Genomic DNA, 23,496 nt, shown 5'->3' on the forward strand with positions numbered 1-23,496 from the left:
GAGAACCTTTAACAATGAAAACCTCTGGGGCATTCACTGGTTCGACTCCCCTATCACCGAGCACCTTTGATTAAGCCACTTGATTCGTTGAATTAAGTGGCTTTTTTCGTTGTGACCCAGCCAATAGGTGATTAGCGCAGATTGATAGCTCATCTCCATGGTTTCAAAAATAGCTGGAGTAAAGATTAAAGATTGATCAGATACTGAGCTGTCGCTCATTCGCTCCATCTATCACCGACCACATTATAAATGCCATAAACAGTCATTCAACTAGTACAAAAGAGAATTAACTAACAATCACTGTATTACGATTAGTTTTTGCTTTATAAAGTAATTTATCCGCACGGGGGTAAATGTCACTACTTCCTAATGCATTTTCTACATCGACCACTGCACCTATAGAGATAGTGAGATAGTCATTCACATCACTTTTAGCATGTTCGATTCGTAAACCCTCAATACTGGCGCGAATATTCTCTAATAATATTTCAGCCTTCTCAATATTTACATCTGAAAAGAGCAAACCAAACTCTTCTCCGCCTAATCTAAATACGTAATCACCAGCCCGATTTAACGACTTTTTTAAAACGCCTGCAACTCTAACTAACGCATTATCTCCAGCAGCATGCCCATAGTGGTCATTAAACTTTTTAAAGAAATCTATATCAATCATTGTAAATACTAGAGGCACATCATTTCTACGAGCACGTAGAATTTCTTTCTCAATCATCTCATTATAATGGCGTCGATTATTTAACTTAGTTAAACCATCAGTAATAGAGAGAATTTCAACTTCTTTTTTATCGGTAATATCCTGCATAATGTTGGTATAGCCTATTAAATTGAAATTGGAATCAAGGTTAGGGTGTACAGTTGAATCAATCCATTGCTCTCTACCATGGCCATTGGCTAGTTTAATATCTCCTTGCCAAGCCTTTTTTGTTCCTGCTATTTTATAAATATCACTAATATTTGTAGTGCAGAATTGAGGATCTATAAAGAAATTTGATTGTTTCCCCATCATCTCTTTTTTTGTCTCATTTAAATAACGACATAATCGCTCACTAATATCTTCAATAACACCATCTAAATCCATCTTAGCTATTAATATATTCTGATCAATCAGGTACATGCGATTTGCAAGTTGATGCTGGGAAGCAACAAAACGACGCATCATATAGAGAGCAAGGAATAATGGGATAAGTACTGAAGCTAAAAGCAAACCTATTATATAGATAAAAGCTTCGGTTCTAGATTCCCTTGCATTATCTACAAAGTTTTTAGCTTTTTTATCTGCACAATGAATTAATTTATTTGTTTCATCGGTTAAGATTTTAACGTGATTAGCCCCTTTATTTATTGTAATGAAGGCCGCTTGCTTATTATCCCCTTTAACTTTAAGGTTAATCACTTCATTACGGATTATTTTCCAACTAATAAAAGCTTGATAAGCACTGTTAATATCACTTCTTGAACCTAAGTAGCGGTCAAAAACAAGTTCAAAGTTTTTTAGCACCTTAATCTCATGAGCATCAACTAAAGCGCGAGCCAAGTCGAGATCTTCTTGGTCCTCTGATAAGGCAATATCCTTCATATAACGATGCATAGAGACAATGTTTGTCTCAATATTACGAACCGAGTTACTTACTGTGTAAGGATGCTTATAAAGCAGCTCAACTTTTTGTGAAATATTATCTAAATAATAAAGCGAAAAACCAACCAATCCAATTAGAAGAAAAACAATGGGGATAAGGATGGTGCTCATATTTCGTTTTCTGAATTTCAGTACTTCAATTTTAAAATACGTTAACATCTTCTTGAAATTACTCCAGTTATAACTTTGCCGACCACTTCGACACCAATAAATCTAAGCAATTAATAACGCTAAATACTAAAGGTTGTTTGCTAATTTTTTACATTTACTTGGTGATAAAGCCCAAGCTTTTCTTTTCTCTTTTTTAAAGGCTTTAACGTAACCATTACCTATTTTTTCTCGTCCGATTTCATCTGACTTTGCTTTTAACTGCACAGCCTTAATCCGATACTTCGGTGTATCTTTCAACTTTAACGAACATACTTGATACTTAGCTGCAAATGAAGCCGCTATTTTTTCATCCAATCCGGCTTCAGCGAAATTGCTGAAACTTGCCATCATAAAAATGAGTATTGCGAAGATTATAAGCTTCACTTGTTTAAGAGGTGTTGAAGAATATTTCCATTTATGAGAGTTATCTTGCCCAACTTCAATTTTTAACATATCCATTTATTTCCTTTCAGTTTTTACAATTGCACATCAGCATGTTGAAATCTAAATGTTGTGCACACTTAATTTTCAGTAAAGGTAATATAAATGAGTAATCTATAAAGTAATGTCCGCTAGGGGACAATCGCAAGAGGTTTTTAGAAATAGTTAAGACTAAGATTGAAAAATCTGTGGAAAGAAAACCCTGTAAACGCCTTGATGAGTACGGCAACGGAAATACCCTATCATTGAAGGTTGTTATATATCAGCCACCGATGTTCGTCTGAAATATCCTTCTTTTGATATTCGCAATAAAGAGATAAAAACTGATTAGTTTGTTCTATTTTATTTCCAACAACCGCTTTTTTATTACTTTTCATCGCCCAAAATAGACAGATAATCCAAATAAACCCTGTCCAACCAAAGGCTAGATTTAGTGTTAAGATGGGAAATATTGAAGAATGTAACTTAACTGCTGCAACCATAGCGGGCAATAAGTAACTAATTGAAATTGTTACTATTAAAAAAGTAGAAAAGGGTTGATATGCCCCATGTTTCATTCCTCGTTAATAAGTGATTTATTCATTTTTATTTATAAATAATTCAATGGATAGTCGCTATATTCTAATTACAGCAACATTGCCATTTAGCCGCTACAATACTTATTAACTAGGCAGAATACTGTCCGCTAAGGGACATTTGTTGTATATTGAAAATGACGTATTTGCTATATGACTTTTCATCATGAATGTCTTTAATAAATGGAACAATTGTATGATAGCAGCCAAGGATTTTGACAAAATCAACTGGCCAGTAGACCTTTCTACTAGCTTAATTGGGCAATTAACGGCCATTGCTCAGGTAAAAAAAGACCTAACTCTCAAAGAGTTGGATGATTCTGGGATTGCTCATCAAGGCATAAGTTTTATATTACAAGGTACAGCAACAATCTGTATGCAGACCCCTCAGCTAAAAACCGTTAATAATATCGTAATGGGTAAAGGGGATTGGTTTGGAAGTTATGATATTAAAGAGGCCAGCTATACGCCATTTTTTCTTACACAGATAGACAAGCTAGAACTTATCCATTTTAAAAACACGCATCTGCAACGTATCGCTAACAATAATATTGAAATCTATAAATGGTTTCACGCCCTTTCATTTTCAGCAAAAGCAAAATGGTTACAGTCACAATTAATAATGACTGAAAACATAGTATGCAGGGTCGCCTACCTACTTCTCGAGATTATGGCACATCAAAAAAAGTTACAAGGGGAATTACCTAAGATCCAAATTTCACAACAACAAATTAGTCGCATCACAGGTATAACACGACCAAGAGTGAATGAAGCAATTAAGCAATTAGAGCGAAAGAATTTACTCTACTTAGCTCGTGGCTGTATTTATATCAATGATATTACCGGGCTTGGTAATCAACTAAATAATGTTGATCTTAGCATTAGAGATCCTCGGGAATTATTAAAAAGATAGAGAATTATAAAGGGAAACTATGCATTCATGTCCTGATGGCACCCCAAAAATTTCGGCAAACTTCTCGAATTCCACATCAAAGTGCACCAGTTTAATCACCTGAATATTTCTGCTGGTGTGTTGTAATTTACTGTTTTTCTAGGTCTGTTATTGGTTAAGTTTACAACGTTTTCCAACTCTTCGTAGGAGATTTTGAAAAATCAGTTCCTTTAGGGAAGTATCTTCTCAATAACCCATTAGCATGTTCGTTTGCACCTCTTTGCCCGGAGCTATATGGATCAGCAAAATATCCACTACCTTTTTTCCTTCAGCTAAAGCACCTTCCCAATCCCCTATACGACTACGAGTATCAACGATTAACGGTCGTTCATGAATACTTACCCTATCCTTTATTTACCTCGTAAGTCTCCATACTTCTTCTGTTTACGTCGTTTTTTTATGTCTCTTCGCTAAGTGCTTAAATAGATCTCCAGAGTTCTTATAATCTTTATAATCCACTGATAAATGTTCTCATGACTGACATGCCGAGTGGTATTATTGAGGTTATCCAATTTTAATCTTCCATAGATTACTTCTGATGCCCAGTCTTGTTTTAAATAGGTGATAACTAACGAATAAAGCGTCGTATTTATGCGCTTCTTCTGATGCTTAGTTGAGGTAAAGGCGAAGGTCATTTTTACCGGAATATCATCAATGCATATTGCATTGGAAGTTAATGCCTGTGATCCAAAATCGTAAATAGACGTTTAACCACACATTGTATTGTGGTTATGGTAGCGGTTGATGAACACGGTCAAGCCGTACGCATTGCTGAATGGATCCCTGAAGATGAAGCTGATTGTATAGAGCATCAAACCGCACGTAAACTGATGGAAATTCGTAAAAAAATAGGCGAAGAGATGCAAGTATTTGTCGAGTAATAAAGCATTTCTCCCTTAATTAGTGCAAATAACCATTATGCAATCAATAGAAAATCTTGTTTTTGCTTTGCAATAATAAAAAGCAGATTCAAGAGCCGACTCTGATAATTATTATTTTTTTAATGTCTCACTCAAATACTGAGTAAAACGAGACCATGATTTTTTATCTGCATCGGCATGATAAGCTTTTGAGCCAAATACAGTAAACGCGTGTGGTGCCCCACTGTAGGTGGTCATTTCATGACTTATATGGTTTAGCTCTAATTCTGTTGCTAGACTCGCATATTGGTTCATGGTGATATTTGTATCGGCACTACCGTGAAAAATTAACAGCTTACCTTTGGCCTGTTTATAATCTTGTCCAGGCGGCGTTTTTAATCCCCCATGAAATGTAACAAAGCCTTTTAAATCAGCACCAGAACGTGCATATTCCAGTACCGCAGCACCACCAAAACAGTAACCCATGGCGATCGCATTTCCACCATGGGCACCTTTAAGTATGGCCGTATCTAAGGCGCCAACCAGCAATGCACGCATCTTCGCTCTGTCTTTATATAATTCTCCAGTGTGTTGACGTTTATCTTTAACTTCAGTGGGCCGAACCCCTTCACCAAAAAGATCTGCCGCAAAAACGCTGTAACCTAAATCAGCTAACATGTCAGCACGCTTCACTTCATAGTCTGTTAAGCCGTCCCAATCATGGACAAGTAAAACCAATGGCGCGTCGCTTGATGGGCTGACAAAGTAACCTTGATATGCTTTCCCATTTACTTGATAAGTTACAAAGTCTCCGTCCGCACTAGCTAGTGGCAGAAACAATAATGACACCACTAATATTATTAATACCTTCATTTCTTTGCTCCTTAACGGGTATAAACATTCTTCACAGTAGTTGTGTCTGTAACGTTAGTGTCAACAAAAGCCTCTGTCAAAGTTAACAAATTACTGGAGCGGGCATTATATGGTTGGAATACAAGAGGAGAATTACTGAAAAGCCGTTTAACGATATTATAACAACCCCGCCATTCTTGATTTAGGCGAAATTATCAAAACCGATAATAAAAAGAAAATGGCTCTGCAAAGAATCAATTAAGCAGATATTTCGCTCTGATTAATTGTTCACAAGAAAGGCAAACGAATTAAACACAAAACGCCAGAAACTGTCCTTAAGCAGCGTTTTGTGTTTTTTAATTGAAACTATTGTTAAAAATTCACCGAAACAGATGCCGAACATGCAGAGCTGTCTGTTGGGCATATATGATATAAGTAGCTTCTGCCGCCTTTATTGCCAGTATTATCTGTGCAGCTATTATTGGCAATCGCGCAAGGGATGACTACTCCATCTCTATAAACAACAACGGGTTGCCCATTACCGCCCGTCCATGAAAGAGTAACTACGTGGACTCCTTTCACCTTAACCCCATCTGCAGTTAACAGCAGTGGAAGTTGGTTATCCGCGAGTGTTGTGATGGTGATATTTTGACTGCATGCAGTGGCGTTGTTTTGATCCTCCGCACACACTTTAAAATCATAGCCGGTACTCGCTGCAAGGTTATTAACCGTATATGCACTACTATTGGCGGATAAATCTGTTATATCGCTAATCCAGTTCTCCATACCTTGCAGACTGTAGAAAATGCTGTAGCGGCTTTCACCAGTGGCATCATCCCAGGTTAATGAGATCTGAGATGAAGAGACGGCTGAGCCGGCAAGGTTAGTGGGTGGCGATAAAACAATTTCACCGTTAGAGCTGATCATAATAAAGTCAACACTGATACTGTCGAGAGATGAATTGCCCTTGCTGCGATCCGTATCTCGTACCCGCAGCAATACAGTACCACTGGTTTGCGCTGCTAATTCGACTGTTCCGATAGCGCTGTTGGCAGTTAACACTGGGGTAAATGTTATACCATCATCATTTGAGTAGGAGAATTCGAAATCATCCCCTTCACTGTTATTACTGCCTTGAGCGACAACAGTCAGCACTACCTGAGCGCCAGCAGCAACAGGACCTATTTGCCAGGTATGCTCAAGTTGAGAGCGGGCATTTTTACCACGACCACTCAAAACTTCAGTAATGACTTGTGAATTATCATCTTCAAGCTGGGTATCAGTATAACTGCCGGTGGTTGTGCCGCTAGCAGTAGACTGGGCAAAGGCATAGGCTAGCGGTGAAGGTGGCAATGTCGTTGCAGAAATGCCGGACATTGCCGTGCCATCACTATTAACTGCAATGATTTGGTAATCATAACTAGTTGCCGGTTCAAGGTTGCTATCTTCATAACTGATGGTGTTAGCTGGCAGAGTCGCTATGCTATTAAAAGTCTCACCATTACTGCTACGTTTAATCTCTAAACTCGTTTCATTGCTGCCATCAATCCAGGAAAGATTAATTTGCGTACTCGAGATTACGTCTGCATACAAATTTTCCGGTGGACTGGGAGGTTGTGGCAAGGTAGTCGTCGTTGATGCGATATTACTATATCCCGAGTCACCAGCGCTGTTTTGTGCTTTTATCCGATAGTCATATGAGGTCGCGGCAATCAGACCTGAATCATTATAAGTAATGCTATTGGCGGCGAGAGTTGTAACTGTGGCCCATTGTGAAACGCTATCTTTTCTCTCTAATATAAAAGTGTCCTCATTGTTTGCATTATCGCTCCATTGCAGAGCAATATCATAATGCCCTGTTGCAGTGATCACTAAATCGCTCGGCGATGCAGGCGGTTCAAGCGGTTGCTGATTGGCATTGAAAACAAACGTCATTAACGCATTTGCACTGCTGATACTGCTTAATTCATGATTGGTAGGAAAATTACTGCCTAATTGATAGGCATCGGTATCGGGCGTGCTGCCCGGACCAATATAATCATTAAAGCCGGCACGATAGGCATCACCGCTATCACCGCGGTTGTTGCCCTTTTCCATATCATAATTACCATCGGCCTGTAATACCGCTACCCGATAGTGGTTACCATTACTCGGCCAGCCACCTTGACCCGGATATCCCTGGGTACTGTAATCGCTGCTGTCGTCGATATGCCAGACAACCAGGCCATCAGCGTTTCTCGGGATATTATCTGCCACAATATCCATATTGTTGCTGTCTTTATAGATGCGTTTACGGTTTTCAACTAACAGATATTCACCGCTAGGATATCCATCACTGATTATATAAGAGTGATTATTGTTAAGCGCTTCATTAATGAAATATGTACCCGGGGAAGAGAGAGCGGTTGGCGTGATCCAGCCCAGCTGCAGTTTGCTCCAGGGAGACATTAAGGGAGGCGGTTGCTGGCTCCCATCACCACCCCAGGAGTTTGCCATTAATCCCCAGGAGCCAATGCCGTCGCCAGCACCACTATCGGTATCATAGAGATCCGGTAGACCTAAAAAATGTCCTGTTTCATGAGCAATTACACCAATTCTGCCAATACTGCTGCCTGATCTGCCCCAAATTGCAGGGCTGATATGGTAATTATAAACCTTCACGCCTTCATCAGATGTCCAACCTCCCGATATTCCCCATTTATGTGACCAGATGCGGTCGGTATAATCAGTTCCATATGCATCATCACCACCCCATTCCGCTCCATAACCGGAATGCAGGAATGTGATAGCATCAATATAATTACCGGGATCATTATCATTGTTAAAATCATTGAAATTTACCACAGGATCGATGATTTCTAATGCCTCTTTTAAGGCCTGGTGTATTGTGCTGATCAAACCGGAATTTCCACCAGCATAATAAGCTTCTGTTCGAGGTAGCGTCGCCCAGGCAACAACTGTTGATTCAATGGTTAAAGCACCATAAGAATTATTAAGGTAAATATCCTTGAGGCTGCCTGCAGGGGCCAAATCTGCATCGCCACCTATGGCATTCATCAGCGTATCAATATCTGAGCGGGATGGCTGGATGCGGCCGGTGTGATCGCTAAAACGTATCAGTACCACTAAATTTTTCAATGTTAATGCAGGAGCGCTTACCTCGGGCTGACCTGCAGAAGCTTCGGAGTCACTTTGACCAGCTGGTCCTGCAAAAATTTTTTGTGCAAGTACAGCTGCAGATGGCCGTATTTTTCGTTGTAAACCAAAGGCTTTAGGGTTGCTTTTACCTACTTCATGGGTAGTCTTCTCGAGATGCCCATTTCCTGCACGTCGCGCGTATAAATATCGTCCACGGTTGCCATGTTCACGTAACACAGTATAACCATCTGCATCTTCCTGCCAATTGAAACGGCTGTTGCCTCGGATATAGAGCACGATAGCGGTACCATCAGGTTGTATTGTATGAACAGCATGCGGACTGGCGATATCAGCATAGCTGAAATTGCTCAGTGTAAGCAGAATAAAAAGAAGTGTAAGACAAGGTAACCTTTGTTGGATCTTATTAATAGAGAACATTTTGCACCTTCCTAGCTAATTAAAGTTGCAAGTTACGCTATTAAGTATAGTCGTCATCTGACTGTTATTTATCTAAGGGAATGCAGCTATTAGGGAAATGATCATCTGTTTATATGGAAAAAACACGCAAGTTATAGGATGTAAATGATTATCGTTTATAAAACAAACCGCTAGTTATGCTGGTTGTATTTTGCTTTAGATTTAATGTAAATAAATTTGATAAAATATGGACAATGGAATTGTATTTTGTAACTAGGAAAGTATCTGAAGCAGACATGAATTATTACTGTTTAATGTAAAACCAAAACACTTCTCTTTGCTAGAGGAAAATAAAAAAAGATAAAAGGGCTTGCCTGTAGTCGATTATTCCCCATCGCCACAGTATCTATTTCCTTATATACTCACTAGTATATGCCCTACTTTTATAAGGTTTGACTATGTTTGTCTATTGTAATTTATTACCTGGTTGGATGATAAATTATCGTTATATTCTGAAACAGAGTTCAGCAGTTAACTTAACACTCTGCTTCACTATTATTTTAACCATGCTAATTCCCGTTCCTGCAGGAGCAAATAGATATTCAATACCGGAAAATGGCTCTCGATTAATTGGCTCACAGGAATTATATGAAGTTAAACCGGGGGACTATTTCCATTCAATAGCGAAGTTTTATAATATTGGACTAATAGCGTTAATGGAATCAAATCCCGGTATTGATCCTTTTTTGCCAACCCCGGGTACTAAACTGCAAATCCCGATCCGTATGCTGCTGCCGGATGTACCATACCGGGGCATCGTCATTAATTTACCCGAGCTTAGGTTGTATTATTTTGAAAAAGGTACAAATACAGTACATGTTTTTCCAGTTGGTATCGGGAGGATCGGTCGGCTAACCCCAATAATGCGGACTACAATTATGAGCCGAATTGAAAATCCAAGCTGGACACCAAGTTCAAGGATCAGAGCTGAGTATTTGCAGAAATATGGTAGAGAGTTAGCAAGAACAGTACCTGCAGGAAAGGAGAATCCACTTGGTGATTACGCGCTACAATTAGCATTCGGCGACAATGATTATTTGATCCATGGCACCAATCAAAATTTCGGCATTGGCATGCGTGTGAGTTCCGGTTGTATTAGAATGAATCCTGAAGATATTGCCTGGCTGTTTCAACAAGTGGCTATAGGTGAGCCGGTCAGGATCATTGATCAACCTATTAAAGTGGCAACAGAGGCAAACGGTGAAAATCTACTTGAAGTTCATTCCCCATTGTCGATAAATGAAGATAAAGATGAATATAATTTAATCTGGGTTGGTGACAAAGTTAAATTTAACAATCGCGGGAAAGTTAATAATCAAAAAGTTAAAAAAGCGTTGTTATTACATCAAGGATTACCAGTTAATGTAGATCTTTAGAATTTTGCAGATGAATTGGGTTAGCAAGATATTTATGCCAACCCACTTTCCATTATTATATAAGTAACTATTTTTTGTATGAAGCAGCGATATTATCGATTCGTGCATTTGCTCGTTCCGCTTCACTAGCAGCGGCTTGGGCGCTTGCAGCAGCAGCTTGGGTATCTGCCTGCATTTTTTTATGATCAGATGCTAATCCATCAACTTTTGCAGATAATTCGCTTACTTGATTAGTCAGGCTACCAACACTCTTTTCTAACTCAGCGTTATTGGAACAGCCTCCAAGTAATGCTGTGCTTGCGATAACTCCAGCAATAAGTAATTTGTTGTTCATTGTTATACCTCTCTCAGTTAATCCGCGGGCGTAGATGTACGTTTCCCATACACATTGCTAAGTATGTCAGAGGTTTACAATTTTTCCAGCTAAGCAGGCATTTTTTTAAATCATTTTATAGATAGGATGAAATAAAAGCATAATTGTTCACATTTTCCATACAACAGACAGTAGTCCCAGAGCACCGAGATAAATCTAATGGGAGTTACGGCTTTTCAAAATAAAAAGCAAAAACAAGACCTGTCACCATGCATCCTGCTCATGCAGGTCTATTATTTGTAAATAACGCAATATTTTCAGGAAAGTACCAAGCACTATATTTCATATTGAAAGCTCTTCAAATACTTAGACAAGCTGCCTCCTGAGGTGTGTTCTGGTCTGATAAAACTGAACATTTAGAGTCGCATTAAAGGAATATAAAAGTGAAAATACATTTAACTCTGCTTTTTAGTCTGCTACTGCTCAGTGCTTGTAAGTCATCGGGTAGAGAAGAGGGTGATAACCAGTTCACTTTAGACAACGGAAGTTTGTATTTTTCTCAAAAATTTATTAGTAGTTGGGGAAATGACACAACACTGCCAGTTTGTAATGAATGCTCAAAAAATATATACACGCAATATACACCCACTGGGCCCATGTTATTCAGACAGGTTAATAATGAGAATGGTGATTTAGTCCTCCTTTATGCCACTCATGCACAACATTTTTTTGCTGTAAATACGGGTAGCAATCAATACACTGTGCGTTTACATATTGAAGACAAAAATCTGCAGTTATTAATTAACCGACAACAAATTCACCTTACACTCAATGAAAAAGTTGAATTTTCACTAGGCTCACAAAGCTATTTTATTTTATTAACAAAGCTTAATTTTATCGCCATTAAAAAAGACGGCTTAGAGCCGCAACAGACTGACTATAAAGCAAATATTATCATCTGGTTAAATCAAAAAGAGTGGCAAGGTTAAGTAGTTTATTTTGCTCTTTTGCGTTTCCAGAACAGATAAAGGGTTAATCATATGACTAACCCTTTATCTATTCACAACGAATTAAAGCGTTTCAGCTAATTGACTCAGTAGCTCTTGTTGTTTTTCTGTTAACCTTGTTGGCGTGTTAATAATAACCTCATAAATTAAATCGCCGGTAAGATCACTATTCATTGCCTTAACACCTTTCGCTTTTATGCGAAATTTTCGACCAGCCTGTGTGCCTTGCGGAATTTTAATATTGATAAAGCCATGAAAAGTCGGCACCTTCATTGTCCCGCCAAGTGCAGCTGTAGGAAAAGAAGTTGCTATCAGACAATACAAATCATTACCTTGTCGCTTAAAAACGTCATGCTCAAGCAGTTCTACTTCTACAAGCAAATCCCCTCTTGGTGCATCTAACGTTCCCGGATTACCTTTATTGGGAACGCGTACGCGTTGCCCTTGATCGATGCCGGCAGGAATAGCGACCATTAGTAATTGTGGATTATTTGGCAGTTTAATTTCTTTCTGACAACCATTAATAGCCTCTTCTAAGGTTAGCTCTACAGAATAAAGTAGATCAGATCCTTTTTCTGGTCTTGGTTGATGGCGTTGTTGCTGTTGAAACATATCACCAAAAATGTCATTAAAACCACCAGCTGAGCGATTAAAACCTGAATGTGCAGAGCGTCTGTTTTCATCAAATGCCTGATGACCAAAATCATCATATTCCTGTCTTTTTTCAACATCAGACAGGATTTCATAGGAAGATTTTACTTCTCTGAAATTTTCCTGTGCAACCGGATTATCAGGATTACGATCGGGATGGTATTTCATTGCTAATTTTTTATAAGCTTTCTTTATCTCTTTTTCAGTTGCACTTTTATTAACACCAAGCACTTCATAACAATCACGTTTTGCCATTTTTCTTTTCTCAACATTACGGTTTATATTCAAACTGTTTGCTTATATATACCCAAACCATCTCACCTAAATTCCGCACCACAATTAGCTCGGCTATATAACAAGCGCGCGGATTATAACCCAGTTACACAAGATTGCGTGTAGTGTTTTGCATTTCAAGAGTAAAAAGCCGGAATTCAAAATAATAGTATAAACGGCATACTCTATTGTTAATAGAAAAAGCCTGCATTTTGCAGGCTTTGTTTTGCACAATTAACAAAGAGTCAAACCATTAAAAGGGTTGGCCAAAATTCAGATAAAAACCATGGTTATCATCTTTACCAACAGCAAACTCAGCGCGCACCACCATCTTTTCGTCATTTAACTGGTAAAAAACTCCGGCACCAGCGGCAGGGAAAAACTGATCCTCGCTTTCAAAGCCGTCAGCATCTTTATCCCCATATAAGAAAGCAACACCAGTAAACACTGACATGCCCCATTTTTTATACAATGAGATACGCTCTTCTACTTCCAGCATAGTCATATGCGGACGAAGGTATTGACCGCGTACATAACCGCGTAATTCAACGGAAGAATAAGCTGCAGGATCAGCGTCCACTGTCCAGCGACCTTTACTGTTAATTGCGGTAACAAAACCACCAGCATGTGCTAGATAATATTGTGCCGACGCTGCATAAACATCAAAACTTGAATCACCACCAAAACTCTCACGATATGCTAAATTATGTGCTTCGATATGAAAACCAGCAGTTGGCGAGTTTTGATTATCTCTTTTGTCATAATTTACGACTAACCCCAAGGCATTTGAATGGAAACCCGCAATACCCGCCCAGTCCAGAATATCGCCTGACGACAAATCTCCTGCTGTAATTGCATAGTCCGTAGAAACCCCCTGAATACCCAAATATAAATAATCGACCACTTGGTATTGATAACGTAAACCAACCATTGCCAAGTTATCGTTGGTTTTAGCAGGCAAGCCAGTCCCTAAATAATCGTCATAATCATTTTTTATTTGCCCCCAAAATGCACCACCGGAAAGTCGATGATGATCTTCTCCAAAATAAGTTTTAGCAAAACCACCATAATAATATGAATCAGTAGAGCTATAAGTCCCCATCGTAGCAAACATTGACGCTGGAGATTTTTCGTCGAACTTATGGATATAAGCAACCAATGCCCCCACCGACGTAGCCACTTTAGGATCACTGCTAAAGGTCGGGGTAAATAACCACGGAGAGCTCTTTTCAGTAATATCTTGTTGAGCAGCGGAAGTTTCTACTTTGTCAGCAGAGATTTCTGCTGCTGGCTGTGAATCGGCTTGTTGCTGTACCGCAAAAGCAGAAAAACAGCTAGAAAAAGTTAAAAATAAAACAGGACAGGATCGTCTCGCCATTGCTAATAACATTAGAGTTCCTTCTCTTTTCGGTATTAATATATTCAATAAAGATGTAACTGTTCAGGCATCATTTATTATAGGTCAAGGTCCATTATATGCGATACCCTCACAACAATTACATTAGCAGCTGTTTCGTACTAACTTATTGTTTAAATAAGCATTCTACGCTTAAGGTAACAGGACATAGGCAGTTTGTACTAAAGCACCGGCAAATTTTACAGTTAATAACAACAAACAACAGCAGCCTGATATTTCAAATTAACGAATAAACCTTGATAGAGTCTGTAATTGATTTAAAGCGTCGGTGACATCAATGGTCGAATTAAGTTATTCTTACAACAATCATTTACTCACTACTATGACAGGCTTTATGAGCAAACTATTTATTACAAAAGATCAACTGATTACCGAACTGAGCGCATGGAACGAGGGTAAAATATCGGCCGAGCAACTTCAGAACTGGATGGTTACTTTTTACGATCCGCCGGAAGTTGAAATTGGCCCGGGCGAAACAGAATGGGTACAGGAAGCGATGAATATTATTATGAATGAATATGAACTTGCGAAAATCCCAAAATTCAAAACAGAAGGTTATGCACTGGCGATCGCCTTTCTTGACAGCTCGGAAGAGAGCTTTTATCAAAGAAGACACAGCTTTATTCATGATGGTTTTTCAGATTAAAGATTAAGTATCTAGGGGCTCTGGTTTTTTTTGCGATCAAAGCGCAAAAAGCAAAACCAGAGCCAATATTTTACTTAAGATAAGACTCCCAACTCGGTGCTAATTAAATACTGCCCTGCCATTAGCGGTGTCGAATCTGTTTCATATCCCGAGCTTAAAATGTTAAGAAATATATCTGTGATATCAGGATCAAATTGAGTACCGCTATTATTGGATAACTCCTGACGTGCAGCCAAGGCTGTAAGAGAAGTTCTATACGGGCGGTTGGTGGTCATCGCATCGTAAGCATCGGCCACAGCTATGATCCTGGATTCCAAAGGTATTTCTTTTGCGGATAAACCACACGGGTAGCCTTCCCCGTCATAGCGTTCATGATGATGACGGATAGCAGGGAGAATACTCTCAAAATTCGGGTAGTGTTTCAAAATGGCGATGCCGACATCAGGATGAGTTTTGATAAGGTCATATTCATCATTGCTCAGTCTGCCTTGTTTAAGTAAAACAGCATCTGGCATTCCGATTTTACCAATATCGTGTAATTGTGCAGCCATCATAAGCTGAGCAATCTTATTTGCACTCAACCCCATCTCTTCACCGATTAATTTCGAATAGTTCATAACGCGAATAGCGTGTTCAGCTGTATAAGAATCACGGGCGTCGATAGTACTTACAAGCGCGTTAATACTTGTATTGAACGAATCTATAAGCGCTTGTTTTTGATTCTGCAATTTTTCTTTTTTACAACTTAATCTGTTGGAAACAGATGCCAGTACACGAAGGTGCAGTATGTAGAGTATCAGTAAACCCGCGCTGAGTAGCACGACAATAGATTTAATAATATCACTCTGATGAGCTTCAATGCTATCGTAAGGGAACAAAAGAACAATTCTATAGTTTTTACGGTTGAGGAGGTTCATATAATAGGTTGTTATTTGCAGTGATTTTTTACTCAAATAGTCATCAGGATTCACTATTTCAAAGATGGAGTTCAAATTAGAAATACTTTTTTGTTGCACCCGTAATGGCATCTCCGGCGTATTCTGCCCGATATCATTTTGATAAATAAGTTTTCCGGCATCATCCCAAATATAATAATTAGATGCAGAGATATTATTCAAGTGCGATACAAGAGGAAGTAAAGCTTTATCAGCAAGGGGAACAGAAACGCGCATATTTTCTTGCTGCGACAACTCCGTTGCAGCTGCGTTAGATATTGTTAACTCAACAAGCTCAATCTTATGCTCAATGGCATGAGATAATACGTGATCAGAAATAATTTCAAAAGCACCAATTCCAACCAAAAAAAACGCTAACAGACTATGAAATGTGAATTTTGTTTTCAATCCTAAAGTGGGGATATTCATCTAATTTATTTTTCCTAAAAAAACAGGCCATGGCATAAGCCCGTCATAAATGCGCACTTTATAACAAACAAAAGACTGGGCATCAATATCTTATATTATTTAATATCATTAACTTGCTACGAAAAGTATTATACAAATAAGTTCAAAATAAAGCGATTACACTGTATTACACTTTTACTGAATAAAAGACAGACAGCCAATGTGTCGCGAGAAACTCGTAAATAAGAGTGGTCTGCGGCTGGAGATTTAAGGGGCTTACTAACTGCAGATACAAGAACAAACCTACCGTTATTTCAGGAGTAAACACCCTCTAAGAAAGTAACTAATTTATCGCTTACAAACTCAGGCTGTTCCAGATTAGAGATATGGCCGGCATCCGGTATCAGCACTAATTGACTGCCGCTAATGGCATCCTGCATCAATTGTGATTCAAATGGCGGACGCGGGGTATCCTGCATCCCCACCATGATTAAGGTCGGTAATGAGAATTTTTCAATATCATCGAATGCATCACGACGCTCAAAGACCATGCGACCAATTTGTGCCACATCAATTGCTTGTTGTCCCGCAATACTTTGCAGTCCGTTGTGGAATTTTCTTAACAGTTCAGGGTTTTCCTGTTCAACATTACCGGCAAAGAACATTGGCATAATTTGCTCAATAATAACTTCAGGCACTTTCTGCAGCTCACTAATAATGTCAAGCATTGCAATATATTTACTATGTGTAACTTCCGGCTCCAGACCAACAAAGGTATCCATCAACACTAACGATTCAACACGCTCTGCTGCCAATAGTGTCAACTCAGCCGCCCACATACCGCCAACAGACAAACCAATTAATGAAAAGGTTTCAATCTTTAGATGATCAATAAGACTTAATACATCTTTTGCATAATCCGTTAAATTACGCGTATTGCCAGGCGCCGCATCTGATTGCCCATGGCTCCATAAATCAGGAACAATACAACGATAATGCTCACTTAATACCTCTATTTGCGGCGCCCACATCTCATTATCCCATAAATAGCTGTGCCCGAAAATCAATACCGGCCCCTCACCTTTATCCAGGTAATGCATGGTTTTAGAATTGATGCTAAATGTGCTCATTGATTATTCCTTTTTATGGTTCTTATTATTTTTATGAAAAATAACAAACGGGTAAAGTCCAATATACGGACAGGCAAAGCTTTTATTAGTTCATATCTTTTCCTAGACCCACTAATGGAGTGCCGTTATCGTCATAACTCAGCTCGCACTTAATGCTCTCCTTCTGAAATTCAATATGGGTGTAACCGCCCTGTGCAAATTTCAGTGCAGCGCTAGGGGTTAACCAGTCGCCATAACCGCACACATCCACCCAGCTAACCTTCATAATTTTCATAATAGTTCCTAAGATAATTATTTTAAGAAATTATACATGCTCTTCTAAAAAGCCCTAGCAGTGATATCTAAAAACGAAACATTTGCATCAGGCCTCACGTTTTACTAGCAAAAGGCAAAAAACACACCTGCCCTGCTATTCATGCCTTTGTGAGAGCTTTACGGATAAATCCTATAATTGAGCTATCTGTTTATTGATAAAGTATGCCAATTTACGAATACCATCTTCTCGGGCATTCGTATCTTGCTCACTAAAGTTAAGTCGCATGCAGTGACGGTATTTACCCGTTGCTGAAAATAACGTACCGGCGGCAATATTCACGCCCCCCTCACGACTTTGTTGCGCAAGCTTTACGACATCCACCTGTTTTGGTAACTCCACCCAAAGAATGTATCCTCCCTTTGGAAAGCTAACACAAGTTTGTTCGGGGAAATGTTTATTAATCGCTTTAATAAGATGGTCTCTACCTTGTTTGTATAACATGCGTAAGCGTCGAACGTGCCTGCTATAACCGCCAGATTTAATAAAATCAGCAATTGCTAACTGTGGCAATGTCGGGCACATAGAACTGCTTACATATTTAATATGTGTCACTTTGTCGCGGTAGCGCCCAGGTGCAATCCAGCCAATACGTAAACCCGGTGCAATACTTTTAGAAAAGGCAGAACAAAGCATAACTCTGCCATCTTCATCAAATGATTTGATGGTTCTTGGACGCGGATATTGGTATGAGATATCACCATAAATATCATCTTCGATAATGGTAATATCATAACTTTGCGCCAGTTGATAAAGACGCTTTTTATGATCTTCCGGCATGGTATAACCCATAGGGTTATTACAGGTAGGCGTTAACAAAATAGCTTTAATTGGCCACTGATCTAATGCCAGTTCCAGAGCCTCTAAACTTAAGCCTGTTTCAGGATGTGTTGGAATCTCCATCGCTTTTAAGTTAGACGCTTTAATCGCCTGCATCGAACCGTAAAAACTTGGTGATTCAATCGCCACAATATCACCCGGCTCTGTCACCGCGCGCAAACAAACCGAAAGTGCTTCCTGGCAACCCGAGGTGATAACCAGATCATCAGGATGTAAATGGCATCCAGAGGCTAATGCTAAATTTGCAACTTGCTCGCGCAACTGCAGCGCCCCTTTTATATCACCATAGGGTAAGCTAACTGCTGCATTGTGCCGGGTCAAATCAGATATTTTCTTAAGCAGAGGTTTGAGGGAGGGTGTATCCATAGTTGGCATCGCATGCTGCAATTGTATCGTGCCCTCAACATCTTTACTGAGCAGCAGATAAAGCACCTCTTCCCATTGCGATACTTCCAGCGGCCTTTGCGGTGGACGAGATGTTTCAGGCAATTTGTAAACGGGTGTATTAGGCGTCGCAAAATACCCGGATTTAGCCCTTGCTTCCACCAGGTTATCCATTTCTAAGTGCCGATAAGCTTCCTGAACAGTTGAGATACTGACCTTATGTTGAGCTGAAAGCTGACGTACTGAAGGCAGCTTATCCCCGGCTTGGAATAAACCTTGTTGAATATCTTCCCTTAAGCTGTCAGCTAATTTTTCGTACAGTTTCATATAACTCTCAGACAATCTGTGGGTGAAGTTTAAAACTATAATAGCTAAAAATTGCTCCCTTCTTCCATACAGATGATCACAAAAAAAGCCATACAGGCTGTTTTAACCCTTTCTGTATGGTTTTAATAATTGATTTTTGCATCTGTATTGCATTTTGACGCTTGTCTAAAATAGCTACTCAATTAAAAGGAGATCAATATGGATAGCGCTTTATTATTAGCAATCACGCTTTTTGCTTTTGTTATGTCGGTGACACCCGGGCCCAATAATATGATGTTATTGGCTTCCGGTGCACAATTTGGTTATCTGCGTACCCTGCCTCATATATTCGGGGTTATTCTCGGCGTGGCCTTATTACTTGCATCTGTACTGCTCGGATTAGGGGTGCTATTTAGACTTTATCCGGGATTATATGAACTGCTTAAAGTATTGGGTAGTAGCTATTTACTCTGGTTAGCATGGAAAATTGCAACGGCAGCAACAGATGAAACGGCTTTTAATCAGCAAGCAGAGCCATCCGGCAATGCGCCGATGAAATTGTTGCCGGCGTCATTATTTCAATTTATCAATCCCAAGGCTTGGGCGATGACGATTGGCAGTGTCAGTACATTTACACTGGCGGGAGAACGTTATATTGAATCAGGTTTGTGGATTATGGGCACGTTTGCCATTATGGGTTTTATCGCCATTAGCTTATGGACCTGTTTAGGTGTTGCGATAGGTCAGTTACTGACAACACAACTGCGAAAACGTAATTTTAATTGGCTGATGGGCGCCATGACAGCGGCTACATTAATCTTTATTTTATCCGATTAAAATTTGATAAATAGCAGATATAGCTTGCTTAGCTAGGTGGTTCAGCTCTTACATTTATAACCAAAACGCAAAAAACAGAGCTGTTCCACTACTTTCAAGGCAGTAATGCTCTGCCGTTGCATTTGCTGCATATAACATAAAATTACAATGCATCACCTAAAATGGCTTTAACAAAAACAACACCTGCAGCGGCACTCTTGTGGTGTTAACATATGGGTATTATTAGGAGATAAAATGAATAACAAAGCAAAAATATTAGCCCAGGATCTGCTTACTTTTATAGACGAGAGTCCCGTATCATACTTTGCAGCTGCAAATATTGTAAAAGAGTTAGAAAACAGTGGCTACCGCAGCCTTAATGAAGGTGATAAGTGGAAGCTTGAGCTTGGCCATAAGTATTATCTGCAAAGAAACAGCAGCGCTGTTATCGCCTTTCAGCTAGGCAGTAAAAATCCCTGGGAAAGCGGATTTAATATTGTCGGCGCACATACTGATAGCCCGCATCTGAAACTTAAAAACGAGTCTCTCACTAAATCTGCCGGATGCTTAAAAGTAAGCGTTGAAACCTATGGTGGCGGTATTAACAGTACCTGGCTTGATAGAGATTTATCTTTAGCCGGCAGGATCTCCATTAACAGCGCAAACGGTGTAGAAAGCCGTTTAGTTGACTTTAAAAGAGCCGTCGGCTCAATACCAAACCTTGCCATTCACTTAAACAGAGAAACCAACTCAGGTTTTGAATACAACAAACAGACCCATCTGCCAGTTATTCTTTTTGGCAGTGATAAAGAGATAGACGAAAAATCTTATTTAAAAGAGCTGGTCGCAACAGAAGTCGGTATTGAAGCTGAATCTATTCTGGAAATGGATCTGTTTTTCTATGATACGCAGAAAGGCGCAATCATTGGCTTAGACCAGAATATTGTCGCAGTAGGCCGTTTAGATAACCTTGCCATGTGCCACTGTATTTACAAAGGACTGCTCTCAACAGATAATCCGCTACAAACCAATATTGGTGCATTTTTTGATAATGAAGAGATTGGTAGCCGCACCATGATGGGTGCCGATTCAAACTACTTAAGCGCATTATTAGACAGAATTATCTTCTCGCTAGGCGGCAACTTAGAAGATGGCTTAAGAGCAAAGCATCACAGTTTCTTAATCAGTGCCGATGGCGCGCACGCCCTTCATCCAAATTTCAGCGAAAAACATGATAAATACTATGCGCCACTGGTAAATAAAGGGCCGGTTATTAAACTAAGTGCCAACTTTAAATATGCTACAACAGCGACAAGTGCCGGCGAGTTTATCAACTTATGTAAGAAAGCGGATGTGCCCTACCAGAAAATGGCCAACCGCTCCGATCTGCCGTCGGGCAGTACAATCGGACCGACATCTTCAGCATCGCTCGGCATAAATACCATTGATGTCGGCAACCCGATGTTTGCAATGCATAGTATTCGAGAAAGTCAGGGTACGTTAGATCACTATTACATGACCAAAGTAATTACAGAGTTCTATAAGTAACGCTCAAGGGACAGCGCACGCTGCATTTACCGTTTCAAATTACGGTGAGTTACGTTTGGCTGTCCGTTTTACTTGTTTACCTATTCAAGACACCGCACCTTAATATCAGAATTCAACTTTATTTCTGCCTTTCTCTTTGGCAAGGTACAAATTTTCATCCGCACGAGAAAACAGGATCTCATCAGACAAGCCGCAATGCAGATAATTTGCCACACCGAAGCTGCAGCTTAGATCTTTAGATAGAAAAAATGCATCATTCATATCAATTGCAGGATCATCGCTGTTAATTACAGACTTTGATAAATCATACGCGGTAACTTGATTTAACCCGTAATGTCCAATATGTAATCTATCCTCAATAGTTTCCCTGATTCTTTCCGCAACCGAGACAGCATCAGCTAGATTAGTTTCAGGAAGTAAAATTAAAAATTCTTCTCCGCCATATCGATAGCCATAATCAGACGCCCTTAAACTTTCTAAAGCAAGTCTGCCAAATAAATCTAAAGTATCATCACCGACAGAGTGCCCAAAAGAATCATTAACATCTTTAAATTTATCCAAATCACACATAATTAAAGAAAAATCAGAAATTGATTCCAGATAAACATCACTTTCTAAACTGCTTAACTTCCTTTTCAAAAATTCTTTTTTTCTTAATCCGGTTAAAGGATCTAAGGATAACTCATTAATTTCATTTAGATTTTTAGCAGCCAAATCAAACCGGCCATCACACAAATGTTGATTGTGAGAATCAACAAAACCATAATTCATAATATCGCGATAAAAAATATCACATTGCTGTTCAATAGAGTTTCTGTCTAAGTCTTTACAATCAGGTGATTTTACAAAATTAAGTAAATTAAAAAAATCATGCCCAAACCTAAACCCTCTGTCTATTTCAATCTTAAATCCTTGATGATTTAGAACTTCCATATATCTCCTCGCTTTTCCCCTTCTCTTTTACAGCGACGATGCAAAAGAGAAGTCAGCTATCTGTCAGGCTAATCTTTGTTGAGCAGGCAATTGTACCAGTCTCTGCTCCAGCACTTTCAGAAGAACGCCGTAAGCCGGTAGAAAGAGGCCTAAACTCACAACCAGTTTAAAACCATAATCGACACTGGCAATTTCCGGCCAGTGTTCAGCCATAAAGGGATCCCCTGACGCATAAAACGCTAATCCAAAGAAGACGATGGTATCAACTAAATTTCCGATAAGTGTTGAAGCGGCAGGAGCAACCCACCAAGATCGTGTGCGCCTTAGTTTAGAAAAGACTGTGATATCCATCAGTTGCCCAAGCAGGTAAGCTGCGAAGCTCGCAAAGGCAATGCGGAAAACAAAATTATTAAATTCTGCTAGTGCAGTTAAACCTTGGAAGCCGCCTTGATGAAAGATAACACCCATCACGTAAGAGATTAGCAGCGCAGGAAACATCGCTTTAACAACAATTCGCCTTGCAGCACGCTGACCGAATATTCTGACGGTGAGATCGGTAGCAAGATAAACGAATGGGAAGCTAAAAGCCCCCCAAGTGGTATGAAAACCGAAGATTTGGAAAGGTAGTTGAACCAGATAATTACTGGCGCAGATGATTACTATATGCAAGCCCACCAGCACCAGTAATGCACGGCGGCTTTGCTCTGTTGTTAACGTTAACATATTGTGACCTTTTTAATTTCAAATTAATTTGTGCGGGGTGAGGGAACCCGCTAATAAAAGTTTGTTATCGACATTACAATTGTCGCGAAAATAGATCGCAATATTGCAGCCCCTGCCGGGGCGGGACATTATAAAGAAGTTTTAAATCGTCGCAAGGAGAAACTCACAGCAAAAATAAAGAGAAAAAATCATAATGTAATAGACAACAAACCGAGCATATAAGGTGCCTTGTAATAAACAACTCATAAACTTCCCACTAAATTGCTGCGAATAACACAACAACAGTAGGAAAAATGTAAAAGGAAAAACAAAACACGACCCCGCCATTATTTTAAAAATGTGATTGACATCACATTTTCACATCGGTAGCCTGTCTCT

21 protein-coding genes and 1 pseudogene are annotated in these 23,496 nt (G+C 39.4%); 7 read left to right on the plus strand and 15 right to left on the minus strand.

What is annotated here, in order from left to right:
* Positions 1–286: 286 nt before the first annotated feature.
* The 3 genes from AC4GME_RS08255 to AC4GME_RS08265 all read right to left on the minus strand — a co-directional run bounded on the left by AC4GME_RS08255 (position 287) and on the right by AC4GME_RS08265 (position 2,802).
* Complete coding sequence (locus AC4GME_RS08255) at positions 287–1,765, minus strand: GGDEF domain-containing protein (RefSeq protein ID WP_490376135.1); 1,479 nt, start codon at positions 1,763–1,765, stop codon at positions 287–289.
* Between the two features lie 126 nt (positions 1,766–1,891).
* Positions 1,892–2,263, minus strand: a complete 372-nt coding sequence (locus AC4GME_RS08260; protein ID WP_490376136.1) for a hypothetical protein — start codon at positions 2,261–2,263, stop codon at positions 1,892–1,894.
* Between the two features lie 224 nt (positions 2,264–2,487).
* A complete protein-coding gene (locus AC4GME_RS08265; RefSeq protein WP_490379222.1) occupies positions 2,488–2,802 on the minus strand; it encodes a superinfection immunity protein in 315 nt (104 codons plus the stop codon).
* A gap of 214 nt (positions 2,803–3,016) precedes the next feature.
* Between AC4GME_RS08265 and AC4GME_RS08270 the strand changes: the two genes are divergently transcribed.
* On the plus strand, positions 3,017–3,733 hold the full coding sequence (locus AC4GME_RS08270) for a Crp/Fnr family transcriptional regulator (RefSeq protein ID WP_490376138.1): 717 nt from the start codon (positions 3,017–3,019) through the stop codon (positions 3,731–3,733).
* A 95-nt stretch (positions 3,734–3,828) separates the two neighbouring features.
* Here the strand turns inward: AC4GME_RS08270 and AC4GME_RS08275 are convergent.
* Positions 3,829–4,022: pseudogene (locus AC4GME_RS08275) on the minus strand (transposase); the annotation flags it as partial.
* Positions 4,023–4,503: 481 nt separating this feature from the next.
* Here AC4GME_RS08275 and AC4GME_RS08280 point away from each other — a divergent pair.
* Entirely contained in the window at positions 4,504–4,653 is a 150-nt protein-coding gene (locus AC4GME_RS08280) for a hypothetical protein (RefSeq protein WP_490376139.1), read from the plus strand.
* 111 nt (positions 4,654–4,764) lie between these two features.
* On the opposite strand, the gene AC4GME_RS08285 is transcribed toward AC4GME_RS08280, so the two are convergent.
* Together AC4GME_RS08285 and AC4GME_RS08290 are read right to left on the minus strand one after the other, a co-directional pair.
* Complete coding sequence (locus AC4GME_RS08285) at positions 4,765–5,505, minus strand: dienelactone hydrolase family protein (protein ID WP_490376140.1); 741 nt, start codon at positions 5,503–5,505, stop codon at positions 4,765–4,767.
* Positions 5,506–5,856: 351 nt separating this feature from the next.
* On the minus strand, positions 5,857–9,060 hold the full coding sequence (locus AC4GME_RS08290) for a M6 family metalloprotease domain-containing protein (RefSeq protein WP_490376141.1): 3,204 nt from the start codon (positions 9,058–9,060) through the stop codon (positions 5,857–5,859).
* 437 nt (positions 9,061–9,497) lie between these two features.
* On the opposite strand from AC4GME_RS08290, the gene AC4GME_RS08295 reads away from it, so the two are divergent.
* Positions 9,498–10,475, plus strand: a complete 978-nt coding sequence (locus AC4GME_RS08295) for a L,D-transpeptidase family protein (protein WP_490379223.1) — start codon at positions 9,498–9,500, stop codon at positions 10,473–10,475.
* A gap of 67 nt (positions 10,476–10,542) precedes the next feature.
* Here AC4GME_RS08295 and AC4GME_RS08300 read toward each other — a convergent pair whose 3' ends face one another.
* Positions 10,543–10,809, minus strand: coding sequence for an Lpp/OprI family alanine-zipper lipoprotein (locus AC4GME_RS08300; protein WP_490376143.1), 267 nt, complete (start codon positions 10,807–10,809; stop codon positions 10,543–10,545).
* 422 nt (positions 10,810–11,231) lie between these two features.
* Here AC4GME_RS08300 and AC4GME_RS08305 point away from each other — a divergent pair, with 422 nt between their 5' ends.
* A complete protein-coding gene (locus AC4GME_RS08305) occupies positions 11,232–11,777 on the plus strand; it encodes a hypothetical protein (protein WP_490376144.1) in 546 nt (181 codons plus the stop codon).
* Between the two features lie 81 nt (positions 11,778–11,858).
* Here AC4GME_RS08305 and AC4GME_RS08310 read toward each other — a convergent pair whose 3' ends face one another.
* Together AC4GME_RS08310 and AC4GME_RS08315 are read right to left on the minus strand one after the other, a co-directional pair.
* Positions 11,859–12,701, minus strand: coding sequence for a DnaJ C-terminal domain-containing protein (locus tag AC4GME_RS08310; RefSeq protein ID WP_490376145.1), 843 nt, complete (start codon positions 12,699–12,701; stop codon positions 11,859–11,861).
* 271 nt (positions 12,702–12,972) lie between these two features.
* A complete protein-coding gene (locus AC4GME_RS08315) occupies positions 12,973–14,109 on the minus strand; it encodes a BamA/TamA family outer membrane protein (protein WP_490376146.1) in 1,137 nt (378 codons plus the stop codon).
* A 361-nt stretch (positions 14,110–14,470) separates the two neighbouring features.
* Here AC4GME_RS08315 and AC4GME_RS08320 point away from each other — a divergent pair, with 361 nt between their 5' ends.
* Positions 14,471–14,782 (plus strand): hypothetical protein, encoded by a 312-nt coding sequence (locus AC4GME_RS08320; protein WP_490379226.1) that lies wholly within the window; start codon positions 14,471–14,473, stop codon positions 14,780–14,782.
* 74 nt (positions 14,783–14,856) lie between these two features.
* On the opposite strand, the gene AC4GME_RS08325 is transcribed toward AC4GME_RS08320, so the two are convergent.
* The 4 genes from AC4GME_RS08325 to AC4GME_RS08340 form a co-directional block, all read right to left on the minus strand.
* Positions 14,857–16,146: an HD-GYP domain-containing protein gene (locus AC4GME_RS08325; RefSeq protein WP_490376147.1), complete on the minus strand. Its 1,290-nt coding sequence runs from the start codon at positions 16,144–16,146 to the stop codon at positions 14,857–14,859.
* Between the two features lie 293 nt (positions 16,147–16,439).
* Positions 16,440–17,255, minus strand: a complete 816-nt coding sequence (locus tag AC4GME_RS08330; protein ID WP_490376148.1) for an alpha/beta fold hydrolase — start codon at positions 17,253–17,255, stop codon at positions 16,440–16,442.
* An 85-nt stretch (positions 17,256–17,340) separates the two neighbouring features.
* The gene (locus AC4GME_RS08335) at positions 17,341–17,529 is read right to left on the minus strand and encodes a hypothetical protein (RefSeq protein ID WP_490376149.1); all 189 of its coding nucleotides are present in this window, start codon (positions 17,527–17,529) and stop codon (positions 17,341–17,343) included.
* Between the two features lie 171 nt (positions 17,530–17,700).
* Positions 17,701–19,119, minus strand: a complete 1,419-nt coding sequence (locus AC4GME_RS08340; protein ID WP_490376150.1) for an aminotransferase-like domain-containing protein — start codon at positions 19,117–19,119, stop codon at positions 17,701–17,703.
* Positions 19,120–19,317: 198 nt separating this feature from the next.
* Here AC4GME_RS08340 and AC4GME_RS08345 point away from each other — a divergent pair, with 198 nt between their 5' ends.
* On the plus strand, positions 19,318–19,935 hold the full coding sequence (locus AC4GME_RS08345; protein WP_490376151.1) for a LysE family translocator: 618 nt from the start codon (positions 19,318–19,320) through the stop codon (positions 19,933–19,935).
* Between the two features lie 234 nt (positions 19,936–20,169).
* A complete protein-coding gene (locus tag AC4GME_RS08350; protein WP_490379224.1) occupies positions 20,170–21,462 on the plus strand; it encodes a M18 family aminopeptidase in 1,293 nt (430 codons plus the stop codon).
* Positions 21,463–21,567: 105 nt separating this feature from the next.
* Here the strand turns inward: AC4GME_RS08350 and AC4GME_RS08355 are convergent, their stop codons facing one another.
* Both AC4GME_RS08355 and AC4GME_RS08360 read right to left on the minus strand, forming a co-directional pair.
* On the minus strand, positions 21,568–22,395 hold the full coding sequence (locus AC4GME_RS08355) for a GGDEF domain-containing protein (protein WP_490379225.1): 828 nt from the start codon (positions 22,393–22,395) through the stop codon (positions 21,568–21,570).
* Between the two features lie 63 nt (positions 22,396–22,458).
* Positions 22,459–23,118: a 7-cyano-7-deazaguanine/7-aminomethyl-7-deazaguanine transporter gene (locus AC4GME_RS08360; RefSeq protein WP_490376154.1), complete on the minus strand. Its 660-nt coding sequence runs from the start codon at positions 23,116–23,118 to the stop codon at positions 22,459–22,461.
* Positions 23,119–23,496 lie beyond the last annotated feature (378 nt).

The organism is Psychromonas sp. (genome assembly GCF_983033635.1).

What these genes read in the sequence shown, in the direction of transcription:
- AC4GME_RS08340 (WP_490376150.1), bottom strand. Translation starts at nt 19,119, where the DNA reads ATGAAACTGTACGAAAAATTAGCTGACAGCTTAAGGGAAGATATTCAA.
- AC4GME_RS08270 (WP_490376138.1), top strand. Translation starts at nt 3,017, where the DNA reads ATGATAGCAGCCAAGGATTTTGACAAAATCAACTGGCCAGTAGACCTT.
- AC4GME_RS08325 (WP_490376147.1), bottom strand. Translation starts at nt 16,146, where the DNA reads ATGAATATCCCCACTTTAGGATTGAAAACAAAATTCACATTTCATAGT.
- AC4GME_RS08355 (WP_490379225.1), bottom strand. Translation starts at nt 22,395, where the DNA reads ATGGAAGTTCTAAATCATCAAGGATTTAAGATTGAAATAGACAGAGGG.
- AC4GME_RS08295 (WP_490379223.1), top strand. Translation starts at nt 9,498, where the DNA reads ATGTTTGTCTATTGTAATTTATTACCTGGTTGGATGATAAATTATCGT.
- AC4GME_RS08360 (WP_490376154.1), bottom strand. Translation starts at nt 23,118, where the DNA reads ATGTTAACGTTAACAACAGAGCAAAGCCGCCGTGCATTACTGGTGCTG.
- AC4GME_RS08280 (WP_490376139.1), top strand. Translation starts at nt 4,504, where the DNA reads ATGGTAGCGGTTGATGAACACGGTCAAGCCGTACGCATTGCTGAATGG.
- AC4GME_RS08290 (WP_490376141.1), bottom strand. Translation starts at nt 9,060, where the DNA reads ATGTTCTCTATTAATAAGATCCAACAAAGGTTACCTTGTCTTACACTT.
- AC4GME_RS08265 (WP_490379222.1), bottom strand. Translation starts at nt 2,802, where the DNA reads ATGAAACATGGGGCATATCAACCCTTTTCTACTTTTTTAATAGTAACA.
- AC4GME_RS08285 (WP_490376140.1), bottom strand. Translation starts at nt 5,505, where the DNA reads ATGAAGGTATTAATAATATTAGTGGTGTCATTATTGTTTCTGCCACTA.
- AC4GME_RS08350 (WP_490379224.1), top strand. Translation starts at nt 20,170, where the DNA reads ATGAATAACAAAGCAAAAATATTAGCCCAGGATCTGCTTACTTTTATA.
- AC4GME_RS08300 (WP_490376143.1), bottom strand. Translation starts at nt 10,809, where the DNA reads ATGAACAACAAATTACTTATTGCTGGAGTTATCGCAAGCACAGCATTA.
- AC4GME_RS08335 (WP_490376149.1), bottom strand. Translation starts at nt 17,529, where the DNA reads ATGAAAATTATGAAGGTTAGCTGGGTGGATGTGTGCGGTTATGGCGAC.
- AC4GME_RS08320 (WP_490379226.1), top strand. Translation starts at nt 14,471, where the DNA reads ATGAGCAAACTATTTATTACAAAAGATCAACTGATTACCGAACTGAGC.
- AC4GME_RS08260 (WP_490376136.1), bottom strand. Translation starts at nt 2,263, where the DNA reads ATGGATATGTTAAAAATTGAAGTTGGGCAAGATAACTCTCATAAATGG.
- AC4GME_RS08315 (WP_490376146.1), bottom strand. Translation starts at nt 14,109, where the DNA reads ATGTTATTAGCAATGGCGAGACGATCCTGTCCTGTTTTATTTTTAACT.
- AC4GME_RS08255 (WP_490376135.1), bottom strand. Translation starts at nt 1,765, where the DNA reads ATGAGCACCATCCTTATCCCCATTGTTTTTCTTCTAATTGGATTGGTT.
- AC4GME_RS08345 (WP_490376151.1), top strand. Translation starts at nt 19,318, where the DNA reads ATGGATAGCGCTTTATTATTAGCAATCACGCTTTTTGCTTTTGTTATG.
- AC4GME_RS08310 (WP_490376145.1), bottom strand. Translation starts at nt 12,701, where the DNA reads ATGGCAAAACGTGATTGTTATGAAGTGCTTGGTGTTAATAAAAGTGCA.
- AC4GME_RS08330 (WP_490376148.1), bottom strand. Translation starts at nt 17,255, where the DNA reads ATGAGCACATTTAGCATCAATTCTAAAACCATGCATTACCTGGATAAA.